This is a genomic window from Blastococcus sp. SYSU DS0828 (assembly GCF_054050975.1).
This window is the reverse complement of record NZ_JBJHAK010000007.1, coordinates 101,934-112,954: the sequence shown is the minus strand read 5'-3', so window position 1 is coordinate 112,954 and position 11,021 is coordinate 101,934. Positions and strand designations below refer to the sequence as shown.

12 protein-coding genes are annotated in these 11,021 nt (G+C 76.9%); 8 read left to right on the top strand and 4 right to left on the bottom strand.

What is annotated here, in order from left to right:
- The 4 genes from ACI79Q_RS07980 to ACI79Q_RS07965 all read left to right on the top strand — a co-directional run bounded on the left by ACI79Q_RS07980 (position 1) and on the right by ACI79Q_RS07965 (position 3,803).
- Positions 1-840, top strand: coding sequence for a cytochrome c biogenesis CcdA family protein (locus tag ACI79Q_RS07980; RefSeq protein ID WP_456589124.1), 840 nt, complete (start codon positions 1-3; stop codon positions 838-840).
- Positions 837-2,453, top strand: coding sequence for a cytochrome c biogenesis protein ResB (gene resB / locus ACI79Q_RS07975; RefSeq protein ID WP_456614506.1), 1,617 nt, complete (start codon positions 837-839; stop codon positions 2,451-2,453). The genes ACI79Q_RS07980 and resB overlap by 4 nt, the downstream gene beginning before the upstream one ends.
- Entirely contained in the window at positions 2,446-3,408 is a 963-nt protein-coding gene (ccsB, locus tag ACI79Q_RS07970; RefSeq protein ID WP_456614505.1) for a c-type cytochrome biogenesis protein CcsB, read from the top strand. Before resB ends, ccsB begins: the two co-directional genes overlap by 8 nt.
- Before the next feature lie 116 nt (positions 3,409-3,524).
- Entirely contained in the window at positions 3,525-3,803 is a 279-nt protein-coding gene (locus ACI79Q_RS07965; RefSeq protein WP_456589121.1) for a hypothetical protein, read from the top strand.
- Positions 3,804-3,853: 50 nt separating this feature from the next.
- Here ACI79Q_RS07965 and ACI79Q_RS07960 read toward each other — a convergent pair whose 3' ends face one another.
- Positions 3,854-4,066 (bottom strand): hypothetical protein, encoded by a 213-nt coding sequence (locus ACI79Q_RS07960; protein WP_456589120.1) that lies wholly within the window; start codon positions 4,064-4,066, stop codon positions 3,854-3,856.
- Between the two features lie 104 nt (positions 4,067-4,170).
- Between ACI79Q_RS07960 and ACI79Q_RS07955 the strand changes: the two genes are divergently transcribed.
- On the top strand, positions 4,171-4,599 hold the full coding sequence (locus ACI79Q_RS07955; protein WP_456589119.1) for an Lrp/AsnC family transcriptional regulator: 429 nt from the start codon (positions 4,171-4,173) through the stop codon (positions 4,597-4,599).
- Positions 4,592-4,918: a DUF4229 domain-containing protein gene (locus ACI79Q_RS07950; RefSeq protein WP_456589118.1), complete on the top strand. Its 327-nt coding sequence runs from the start codon at positions 4,592-4,594 to the stop codon at positions 4,916-4,918. Before ACI79Q_RS07955 ends, ACI79Q_RS07950 begins: the two co-directional genes overlap by 8 nt.
- Positions 4,919-4,924: 6 nt before the next feature.
- Here ACI79Q_RS07950 and ACI79Q_RS07945 read toward each other — a convergent pair whose 3' ends face one another.
- A complete protein-coding gene (locus tag ACI79Q_RS07945) occupies positions 4,925-5,794 on the bottom strand; it encodes a 1,4-dihydroxy-2-naphthoate polyprenyltransferase (RefSeq protein WP_456589117.1) in 870 nt (289 codons plus the stop codon).
- Positions 5,794-6,912 carry an o-succinylbenzoate--CoA ligase gene (gene menE, locus ACI79Q_RS07940; protein ID WP_456589116.1) on the bottom strand — a complete coding sequence of 373 codons (1,119 nt, stop codon included), beginning with the start codon at positions 6,910-6,912 and terminating at the stop codon, positions 5,794-5,796. Before menE ends, ACI79Q_RS07945 begins: the two co-directional genes overlap by 1 nt.
- Positions 6,913-7,002: 90 nt before the next feature.
- Here menE and ACI79Q_RS07935 point away from each other — a divergent pair, with 90 nt between their 5' ends.
- Both ACI79Q_RS07935 and menD read left to right on the top strand, forming a co-directional pair.
- Positions 7,003-7,971 (top strand): o-succinylbenzoate synthase, encoded by a 969-nt coding sequence (locus ACI79Q_RS07935; protein ID WP_456599601.1) that lies wholly within the window; start codon positions 7,003-7,005, stop codon positions 7,969-7,971.
- Positions 7,968-9,656: a 2-succinyl-5-enolpyruvyl-6-hydroxy-3-cyclohexene-1-carboxylic-acid synthase gene (gene menD / locus ACI79Q_RS07930; protein ID WP_456614504.1), complete on the top strand. Its 1,689-nt coding sequence runs from the start codon at positions 7,968-7,970 to the stop codon at positions 9,654-9,656. Before ACI79Q_RS07935 ends, menD begins: the two co-directional genes overlap by 4 nt.
- A gap of 85 nt (positions 9,657-9,741) precedes the next feature.
- Here menD and ACI79Q_RS07925 read toward each other — a convergent pair whose 3' ends face one another.
- Positions 9,742-10,986 carry an isochorismate synthase gene (locus ACI79Q_RS07925; RefSeq protein WP_456589113.1) on the bottom strand — a complete coding sequence of 415 codons (1,245 nt, stop codon included), beginning with the start codon at positions 10,984-10,986 and terminating at the stop codon, positions 9,742-9,744.
- Positions 10,987-11,021: the final 35 nt, after the last annotated feature.

Sequence of the window (11,021 nt, the reverse complement as noted above, 5' to 3'; positions counted from 1 at the left end):
GTGGGGGAGACCTTCGCCGGCCTGGTCACCGACGGGCCGTTGCTGGTGGCGGCGGCCGTCGCGGCGCTCGTCGGCCTGATCAGCTTCGCCTCGCCCTGCGTGCTGCCGCTGGTGCCCGGTTACCTCTCCTACGTCACCGGGCTGGTGGGCAGCGCCGCGACCACGGCCCCGGCTCCGGCTGCGTCCGCGCCCGCCGGGGGCAGCACGGCGGCCACCGCCACGGCGGTGCTCCCGGCGGCCGATCTGCGCCCGCCGCGGGGGCGGATGGTGCTCGGTGCCCTGCTGTTCGTGCTCGGCTTCACCGCGGTGTTCGTGACCATCAGCACGGCGTTCGGCGGACTCGGCCGGCTGCTCCTGGTGCACAACGAGCTCATCACCCGGGTGATGGGCGGCATCACGGTCCTCATCGGGCTGGCGTTCCTCGGCCGGGTGCCGTTCCTCCAGCGCACCGCGCGCCTGTCGACCCGGCCGGCGGCCGGGCTGGCCGGGGCCCCGCTGCTCGGGGTCGTCTTCGGGCTCGGGTGGACCCCCTGCATGGGGCCCACGCTGGCCGCCGTCCAGAACCTGGCCTTCGCCGAGGCCACCGCAGGCCGCGGGGCGCTGCTGGGGCTGGCCTACTGCCTGGGGCTGGGCGTGCCGTTCGTGCTCGTCGCCCTCGGTGCCCGCTGGGCCGTGGGGGCCACGACGTTCCTCCGCCGGCACGCGCAGGCGGTGACCCGCTTCGGCGGGGCCGTGCTGGTGGTGGTCGGGCTGCTCCTGGTGACCGGTGCGTGGACCGAGATGATGGGCTGGCTGCGCTCCTGGCTGGCCGCCACCGGGTTCGGGGAATCGGCGCTGTGAGCATCGAGGCGCCCCCGCGCCCGGCCACCCCGACCCCGCCCGCCGGGCCCCCGGCCGGCCGTCGGCTGGGCGGCCTGCTGCTGCGCTGGTGGCGGCGGCTCACCGCGATGCGCACGGCGATCGTGCTGCTGTTCCTCCTGGCGCTGGCGGCCGTCCCGGGCTCGCTGCTGCCGCAGCGGTCGCTGTCCCAGAACAACGTCCGGCAGTACTTCGCCGACCACCCCGACCTGGCCCCGGTGCTGGACCGGCTCTACCTGTTCGACGTCTTCAGCTCGCCGTGGTTCGCCGCGGTCTACCTGCTGCTGTTCCTCTCGCTCATCGGCTGCGTCCTGCCGCGGGCCCGGGAGCACGCCCGCGCACTGCGCACCCCGCCGCCACCGGCTCCGCGGAACCTGCTCCGGCTCCCCGACGCCGATCGGTGGCCCGTGGCGCACGCCCCGGGGGCCGCGCTCGACGGCGTCGAGGAGGAGCTGCGGGTGCGGCGCTACCGGGTCGTGCGCCGCGAGACCGCGCGCGGCCCGGAGCTCTCGGCCGAGAAGGGCCACCTGAAGGAGACCGGGAACCTGGTCTTCCACCTCTCGCTGCTGGCCCTCCTGCTGAGCCTCGCGGGTGGGAAGCTGTGGGGCTACGAGGGCAGCATCCTGGTCACCGAGGGACAGGGGTTCTGCAACTCCTTCCAGCAGTACGACACCTACTCCGCGGGCCCGCTGGTCGACAGCGGCGACCTCAGTCCGCTCTGCGTCGACCTCGAGCAGTTCACCGCCGAGTACGAGGAGAACCTCACCGCCGCCTCGTTCACCGCGGACATCCGCTACGGCGAGCCCTCCGCCGAGGGGCGGCCGACCACCATCGGGGTCAACGACCCCCTCCGGGTCGACGGCGACCGGGTCTACGTGACCGGTCACGGCTTCAGCCCGACGTTCACCGTGACCGTGCCGGACGGGACGACCTTCACCGACCTCACCGTGCCCTTCCTGCCCAGCGACCAGCAGACGCTGGCCAGCGAGGGCGCGCTCAAGCTGCCCGACATCCCCGGCCGGGAGGAGCAGCTGGCACTGAAGGGCTTCTTCGCGCCCACGGGTCTGGTGCAGGGCGGCGTGCTGACCTCCGTCGACCCGCGGCCGCTGGCCCCGCAGGTCGCGCTGATCGCCTTCTCCGGCTACCTCGGCCTCGATTCCGGGCTGCCGCAGTCGGTGTACTCCCTCGACGAGAGCCAGATCGAGCGCGGCCGGCTGACCGAGGTGGGCTCGGCGAACCTCTCGGTGGGCGAGTCCCTGGACCTGCCCGACGGCACCCGCGTCACCTTCAGCGGGGTCAAGGAGTTCGCCGCCCTGCAGTTCTCCCACGACCCCGGCCAGGTGTGGGTGCTGGGCTCGGCGATCACCCTGCTGGCCGGCCTGCTGGGCATGCTCCTGCTGCGCCGGGAGCGCGTCTTCGCCCGGGCCGAGCCCGCCCCCGACGGCGGCGGTAGCGTGCTCACGCTCGCCTCGCTGACGCGGGGTGGCGGCGAGAACGGCTCCCGGTTCGCCACGCTGTCCCACGACCTGCGGGACGCGCTGAGCGCCGCACCCGCCCGCACCGCACCTGAACCGGAGGTCCCCCCGCGTGACTGACTCCTCGCTGGCCGAGCTGTCCGACACCCTCTTCTCCGTGAGCGTCGCGCTCTACTCCGTCGCGCTGCTGGCCTTCTGCGCCCAGCTCGCGTTCGGCCGGCGGACGGTGCGCAGCCGCGAGCTCGCCGGTGTCGGCGCCGGGCCGGTCGCCCCCGAGCCCCCCGCCGCCCCGGCCGGGCAGGAGGCGCCGGAGACGGCGCAGGGCACCCGCTGGGGGCTCCTCGGCATGGCGCTGACCCCGCTGGGCGCGCTGGCCCACGCCGGCGTCCTCGTCGCCCGCGGCATGGCCACCGACCGGCTGCCCTTCGGCAACATGTACGAGTTCGCCACGGCCGTCGTGCTGGTCGCGGTGGTCGCCTACTTCGTGCTGGCGCTGCGCCAGCCCTCGCTGCGGCACATCGGCGTCTTCGTCCTCGGCCCGGTGATCCTCGCGATGGTGGGCATCGGCCTGTTCCTCTACGCCGAGGCGGGGCCGCTGGTCGCCGCGCTGCGGTCGAGCTGGCTGGGCATCCACGTGACGAGCGCGATCCTGGGCTCCGGCATCTTCCTGGTGAGCGGCATCGCCAGCGTCCTGTACCTGGTCCGCACCCGCCGCAGCGCCGCCGCGTCCGGCGCCGCTGGGGGGCTGCTCGACCGGCTGCCGTCCGCCGCGGGGTTGGACCGGGTGGCGCACCGCACCGCGGTGTTCGGCTTCCCGATCTACACGTTCGCGATGATCGCCGGCGCGATCTGGGCGGAGAGCGCCTGGGGCCGGTTCTGGGGCTGGGACCCCAAGGAGACCTGGATGTTCATCTCCTGGGTCGTCTACGCCGGCTACCTGCACGCCCGCACCACCCCCGGCTGGCGCGGCCGTCCCGCCGCCTGGACCAACGTGCTGGGGTTCGCCGTGGTGCTGTTCAACCTGCTGTACGTGAACATGGTCTCGACCGGCCTGCACAGCTACGGCGGGGTCTGAGCGCTCCCCCGTCCGGGGAGCAGTGCGGCGCGGGGCGGTGACCGATGTCGGACCTGCGTGCTTCCATGCCCTCATGGAGCTGATCAGCAGCGCACGGGCCCGCCGGGAGGTGCGGCGTGGGTAGGCACGCGGCGGCCGACGGGGAGGCGTCGCACCCGCTCGTCGCGGCCGCGCTCGCCGGCCGGGAGGCCGACGGTCCGGGCGCGCACCGCGGGAGCCCGCGGGGCGCGGCGGAGGAGGGCGACCTGGGCTGGCCGGGCGGCCCCACCCGCCAGGGCGGCGGCGGTCTCGGCTGGCCGGGGGACGCCGACGGCTCGGCGCCGGACGCGGGCACGTCTGAGGCGGGCCCGCGGCGCGGCTGGCGCCGCTTCTTCGGGACGACCCCGGCCGCCTGAGAGGGCCGCTCGCACGCTCGGCTCAGGCCCCGGGAAGGGCCCGGACGGCGTTACGTGGGGGAGCCGTCGTCCCGGCGCGCGCGGCGCTCGAGCTCCCGGAGGAACTCCGGGTCGTCATCGGGGGCCACGAATCGGACCGGTCCCCGGGGCCGCTGCGGCCGGCGCTCCGGGCGCGCGCTCCCCTCGGGGCCTGCGTTCGCCGCGGCGCGCACCACCAGTGCGACGACCACGACCGCCATCACGAGAACCACCAGGAACACCACGGGCCCACCCCCTCGTCGACCGCCAGCGTACGTCGGCGGCGATACTCGGTGCCGCGCAACGCAGATCCCATACCCGGGCAGGACGGAGAACCACCATCGACGCCGTGGACCAGCAGCTGATCGAGCTGCTGCGCGCCAACGGCCGGGCCAGCTACGCCGAGCTCGCGCGGCAGGTGGGGCTCTCCTCGCCCGCCGTGCACGAGCGGGTGGGCAAGCTGGAGGCGGCCGGGGTGATCACCGGGTACCGCGCCGTCGTCGACCCGGCGGCGGTGGGCCTGCACGTCACCGCGCTGGTCAGCGTCATCGAGAGCGACGCGGTCGACGACACCGGCGTCGAGGCGGGCCTGCGGGAGATCCCCGAGGTGGAGGACTGCTGGCGGGTCGCCGGCAGCGAGGGGTACGTGCTGAAGGTGCGCGTGACCGACATCCCGGCACTCGAGGCGGCCATCGACGCGTTGAACCGGATCAGAGGGGTCGCACGCACGAGGACGACGGTCGTTCTCTCGACCAAGTGGGAGGGCCGTCATGGCTGAGAACAACCCGAGCGCCGCCGGTGCACCGGTGAGCCCGGCCGGTGGCGCCGCGACGCCGCCGAAGGTCCTGCCGTGGCTGGTGATCTACACGGTCGGCCGCTTCGCGATCGCCGCGGCGCTCGTCCTGGTCCTCTGGTGGGCCGGGCTGGGCAGCTTCCCCGGCCTGCTGTTCGGGCTGCTGCTGTCGATGCCGGTCTCCTACGTGCTGCTGCGGCCCTCCCGCGACCGGCTCACCGAGGCGCTGGCGGCGCGCAGCATCGCGCGGCGCACGGCCAAGGAGGACCTGCGCGCTCGGCTCAGCGGGGACGCTCCGCAGTAGCAGCGCTCAGGAGAGGGCGAGGCCCGCGCCGAGCAGCACGCCGGTGACCAGGGTCAGCAGCCCGGTCGAGGCCAGGGCCCCGATGAGCGCCGGCCCGCGGCCGCCTCCCAGCACGGTCCGCACCGGGGCGAGCGCGAGCGGCGCGGCGGCCAGGGCCAGCAGCGCCCACGGCCGCGCGAGCCCCACCGCGGCGACGGCGGCGAACGGCACGACCAGCAGCGCGGCGTAGAGCACTCGGGTGCCCCGGTCGCCGAGCAGGACGGCGAGCGTGCGCTTGCCCACCCGGGCGTCGCCCTCGATGTCGCGCAGGTTGTTCACCACGAGGATCGCCACGATCAGCAGGCCGATGGGTACGGAGACGGCGAACGCCAGGCCGGGCAGGGTGCGGGTCTGCACGTACGTGGTGCCGACGACGGCGACCGGGCCGAAGAAGACGAAGACGAAGACCTCGCCCAGCGCCCGGTAGCCGTAGGGCAGCGGGCCGCCGGTGTAGGTCCAGGCCGCGGCGATGCAGACCGCCCCCACCGCGACCAGCCACCAGCTCGACAGCGCCGCCAGGGCCAGCCCGGCGACCCCGGCGACCGCGAAGGAGGCCAGCGCCGCCCCGAGCACCTGCCCGGATGGAGCTGCGCCGGAACCGACCAGCCGCATCGGACCGACCCGCTCGGCGTCGGTGCCGCGCCGGCCGTCGGAGTAGTCGTTGGCGTAGTTGACCCCCACCTGCAGCGCGAGGGCCACGACCAGCGCGAGCAGCGCGGGGCCGAGCCGGAAGCCGTCGAGCGCGACCGCGGCACCGGTGCCGACCAGCACCGGCGAGACCGCCGCCGGCAGGGTGCGGGGGCGGGCGCCGGCCAGCCACTGGGCAGGGGTGGCCATCAGACCTCCGGGGTGCGGGCCGCGACGGCGCGGCGGTCGGGCTTGCCCGTGTGCAGGGTGGGGATCGAGGCGATGAGCCGTAGCTCCCGGGGCGCGGCGGGGGCGCCCAGCCGCTCGGTCACCCACGGTCGCAGCTCGGCCAGGGTCGGTGCGCCGCCGGGCGCCGGGACGACGGCGGCGACGACCCGCTGACCCCACTCCGGGTCGGGTCGGCCGAAGACGACGGCGTCGGCGACGGCGGGGTGCTCGCGCAGCGCGGCCTCCACCGCTGCGGGCGGCACGTTGACGCCGCCGGAGATGACGACCTCGTCCAGCCGGCCGTGCACGGTGAGGCGGCCGTCGGGGCCGAGCGTGCCCGCGTCCCGGGTGCGGAACCAGCCGTCCGCGAACGCGGCCGCGGTCGCCTGCGGATCACCGCGGTAGCCGTGCGCCAGCACCGGGCCGGCCAGCTCGATCCCGTCGGTCACCCGCACGGTCACGCCGGCCAGCGGCAGGCCGTCGTAGACGCAGCCACCGGCGGTCTCGGTCATCCCGTAGGTGGTCACGACGGCGACGCCCGCGGCCCGGGCGCGGGCCAGCAGGGTCGGGTCGGTGGCCGCGCCGCCCACGAGCACCGCGTCGAAGGCGCGCAGCGCATCCGGTTCGGCGTCCAGCGCGCGGCGCAGCTGGGTGGGGACGAGGGAGGTGTACCGGCGGTCGCCGGCCGGCATGCGGGCGACGGCGTCGGTCAGCGGCTCCCCGGCACCGAGGCGGGTGGCGCTGCGCCCGCCGAGCAGGCCGCGACAGAGGACCTGCAGCCCGGCGATCGCCGACACGGGCAGGCTGAGCAGCCAGCTGCCCGGGCCGCCGAGCCGGTCGAGGGTCGCGGCCGCGGACGCCCGCAGCGCGGCGGCCGACAGCAGCACCCCGCGACCGTTCCCGGTGGAGCCGGAGGTCACGACGACGAGGTCGGTGCCCGGCTCGAGCGGCTCGTCGGGGCGAAGCGCGGCGCGGGCGGCGTCGACGACGGCCGGGGGACCGGCGGGCAGCACGGCCAGCGGGCGCTCGCCGTCCAGCGCCGCGCGGACGTCGTCGTCGGAGAGCTCGGCCGCGGGCACGAGGGTGAGGTGCCGAGCCACGAGGGACGAGCCTATGCGGCCCCCTGCAGGGGCCCGCCACGAGCCTGCGAGTGGTGGGGGGCAGGGGGTCCTTCTCCTAGGCTGATCGCCATGACCGCCGCCGCCGCGCCCGCGCTCCCGGCGGAGATCACCGAGCTGGCCGTCTACGAGGTGCCGCTGCGCAGCCGCTTCCGGGGCATCGACGTGCGCGACGGCGTGCTGCTGCGCGGCCCGGCCGGCTGGGGCGAGTTCTCCCCGTTCTGGGACTACGACGCCACCGAGAGCCGCCGCTGGTGGGCCGCCGCGGTGGAGGCCGCGGTCGAGGGCTTCCCCGCGCCGGTGCGCGCGTCGGTGCCGGTGAACGTGACCGTGCCGGCGGTCGGCGCGCAGCGGGCGCACGCGATCGCGGCGGCGTCCGGCTGCCGCACCGCCAAGGTGAAGGTCGCCGAGCCGGGGCAGACCGCCGCCGACGACCGCGCCCGCGTCGAGGCCGTGCGCGACGCGCTCGGTCCCGGTGGCGCGATCCGGGTGGACGCGAACGCCGCCTGGGACGTCGACACCGCCGTGCGGCGGATCCGCGAGCTCGACGCCGCCGTCGGGCTGGAGTACGTCGAGCAGCCGTGCGCCACCCTCGCCGAGCTGGCCGCGCTGCGCCGGCGGATCGACGTGCGCGTCGCCGTGGACGAGGGCGTGCGCCGGGCGGCCGACCCGCTGGCGGTCGACCTGCGCGAGGCCGGCGACGTCGTCGTCCTGAAGGTGCAGCCGCTGGGCGGTGTGCGGGCGGCGCTGCGCGTCGCGGAGGCCCACGGCCTGCCCTGCGTCGTCTCCTCGGCGCTGGAGTCCTCGGTCGGCATCGCCGCCGGGGTGGCGCTCGCCGCCGCGCTGCCGGAGCTGCCCTTCGCCTGCGGCCTGGCGACCGTCGCGCTCTTCACCGGAGACGTCTGCTCGTCCCCGCTGCTGCCCGTGGACGGCGCGCTGCCGGTGGCCCGGCCCGAGCCGGACCGGCGCGCCGTCGTGGCGGGCGGCGAGGGCGCCGCCGCCCGCTGGCGGGCCCGGATCGACGAGGTGCTCGCCGCGTGAACCCCGCCACCGCCTTCGCCCGCGTGCTGGTCGACGAGTTGGTGCGCGGCGGCGTCACCGACGCCGTGCTGGCGCCCGGCTCGCGGTCGGCGCCGGTGGCCCTGGCCCTCGCGGCGGCCGAAAGGGACGGCCGGCTGCGGCTGCACGTGCGCCTCGACGAGCGGACGGCGGCGTTCCTCGCCCTCGGCCTGGCCAAGGGCTCCGGCCGCCCGGTGCCGGTGCTCACCACGTCCGGGACGGCGACCGCACACCTGCACGCCGCGGTGCTGGAGGCCGACGCGAGCGGGGTGCCGCTGCTGGCGCTGACCGCCGACCGCCCGCCGGAGCTGCGGGCCACCGGCGCCAACCAGACGATCGAGCAGGCCGGCCTGTACGGGGCGGCGGTGCGCTGGGCGGCCGACGTCGGCGTCCCCGAGGCCGGCCGGGAGGCCGAGCAGAACCGCTACTGGCGGTCCGTGGTGGCCAAGGCGCTCACCGTCGCCGCCGGCACGCTGTCGGCCGACGCCGGTCCGGTGCAGCTGAACCTCGTGCTGCGCGAGCCGCTGCTGCCCGACGAGGAACTCCCGGCCGAACTCGCGGCCCCGTGGGCCGGCCGGCCGGGGGGTGCGCCGTGGACGGTGGCCGAGCCGTCGGCCGGCTGGGCGGCGCGGGCCCGCCGGCTGCCCCCGCGGACGCTGGTGATCGCCGGTGACGGGCCTCTGCACGGCGCCCCGGGCCTCGCCGAGGGCTCCGCGTGGCCCGTCGTCGCCGAGCCGAGCAGCGGGCTCTGGGGGCGCCCGGGGAGCGTGCGCGGTGGCGTGCTGGCGCTCGGTGCGCCCGGCTGGCTGGCCGCGCACCGGCCCGAGCGGGTGCTGGTGGTGGGGCGGCCGACGCTCTCCCGCCCGGTCGGCGCCCTGCTGGCCGACCCCGCCGTCACCGTCGAGACGGTGAGCGCCTCGCCGCGGTGGGCCGACGCCGGCCGGTCGAGCAGCCACGTGGCCCGGCTGTTCGCCGGCGCCGATCCCGACGACCCGGTCGACGCCGACTGGGCGGCCGCCTGGCACGCCGCCGCGGCCCGGGTCGGCGCCGCCGTCGACGCGGTGCTCGACGGCGCCCCGGCGCTGACCGCCGCCCGGCTGGCCCGCGACGTCGTCGCCGCCCTGCCCGCGGGCGCGCTGCTGGTGCTCGGGTCGTCCACGCCGGTGCGCGACGTCGACCGGCTGGCCGTGCCCCGGGACGACGTGACGGTGCTGGCCAACCGCGGGGTCGCGGGCATCGACGGGACGATCTCGACCGCCGTGGGTGCGGCGCTCGTCCACGCCGGTCCCGCGTACGCGCTGATGGGCGACCTGACGTTCCTCCACGACCTGACCGGGCTGCTGCTCGGCGAGGGCGAGCGCCGCCCGGACCTGACGGTCGTCGTGCCGGACAACGACGGCGGCGGAATCTTCGCCCAGCTGGAGCCGGGGCAGGACCGGTTCGCCGCGGACTACCGGCGGGTCTTCGGCACCCCGCACGGGCGCGACCTGGTGGCGGTGGCGGAGTCGCTGGGCTGGCCGGCGACACGGGTGTCCACGCCGGCGGAGCTCACGGCGGTGCTCGGCCTGGGGGGTCCGCAGGTCGTTGTTGTCGGCACCGACCAGCGCACCGAGGCGGCGCTGGCCCAGGACCTGCGGCGGGCCGCTGCGGCGGCGCTGGGGGAGTAGCCCGCGCCGCTCTGGGGGTGCTCCTCCTGCTGGAGGAGTCCTGCACGCCGCCCAGAGCGTGTGCAGCACCCCCAGAGCGCGCGGCTCAGCCCTCGAGCGCGGCCTGGAACGCGGCGAACTTCGACTGGGTCTCGGCCAGCTCCGCGGCCGGGTCGGAGCCGGCGACGATGCCGCAGCCGGCGAACAGCCGCGCGCCGTCGTCGCCGACCAGCTCGGCGCAGCGCAGCGCGAGGCCGAACTCGCCGTCGCCGGTCGAGTCCAGCCAGCCGACCGGTCCGGCGTACCGGCCGCGGTCCATGCCCTCGAGCTCGCCGATGAGCGCGGCGGCGTCCGGCGTGGGGGTGCCGCAGACGGCCGCCGTCGGGTGCACCGCGCCGACCAGCTCCAGCAGCCCGGCCGAGCCGCGCTGGGTGCCGACGACGTCGGTGGCCAGGTGCCGCACGTTGGCCAGCGTGAGCAGCTCCGGCTCCGGCGGTGCCGTCAACTCGTGGCAGTACGGCTGCAGTGCCCGCACCAGGGAGTCGACGGCGAGGCCGTGCTCGGCGCGGTCCTTCCCCGAGTCCATCAGGGCCGCGGCCAGCCGCTCGTCCTCGGCGCCGGCCCCGCGCGGCGCGGTCCCGGCCAGCACGCGCGAGGAGAGCCGCCGGCCGGTGCGGCGCAGCAGCAGCTCCGGCGTGGCGCCCAGCAGGCCGTCGACGGCGAAGGTCCAGCACCCCGGGAACCGGGCGGCCAGCCGGCGCAGCATTCGCCGGGGGTCGAGCGGGACGTCGGAGGAGACGAGCAGGTCGCGGGCGAGCACGACCTTCTCCAGCTCGCCGGCGTCGATGCGGGTGACGGCGGCGGCCACCGCGGCGCACCAGCTCGCGGGGTCCAGCGCCCCGTCGGCGTAGCGCAGCCGGGGCGCCGGGCCGTCGTCGGCAGGGGTCGGGTCCGGCAGCTCCGGTGCGGCCCCGACGGCGGTGATCCAGCCGACGCCGTCCCGCCGCCCGACGACGACCTCGGGGACGACGAAGACCGACGTCCCCGCGACCGGGTCGAAGGCGATGCTCGCGAACAGCACCGGGCCCGAGCCGGGGACGCGCAGCTCGTCGGCGACGTCGAGGCCGGCGGTGAACCGGTCCCACCACTCGGCGGCCTCGGCCAGCGCGCGCGGGCCCGAGACCTCCAGCCGCGCCGCCTCGCCCCAGCCGACCAGGCCCTCACCGTGGCGCACCCAGGAGAGGCCGCCGCGGACCGGGAGCAGGTCGAGCAGTTCGCCGGCCGCGTCGGAGCGGACCGTGGTGACGGTGCGCGACGCCGCCGCCGGGGAGGTCAGGGCGGCGGCAGTCACGTGATCAGAGTAGGAGGCCTTGTAGCGTCGATGCC

Coding starts and splice junctions, on each gene's coding strand:
- ACI79Q_RS07950 (WP_456589118.1), top strand. CDS start 4,592: ATGGCTGAGAACAACCCGAGCGCCGCCGGTGCACCGGTGAGCCCGGCC.
- ACI79Q_RS07945 (WP_456589117.1), bottom strand. CDS start 5,794: ATGGCCACCCCTGCCCAGTGGCTGGCCGGCGCCCGCCCCCGCACCCTG.
- ACI79Q_RS07935 (WP_456599601.1), top strand. CDS start 7,003: ATGACCGCCGCCGCCGCGCCCGCGCTCCCGGCGGAGATCACCGAGCTG.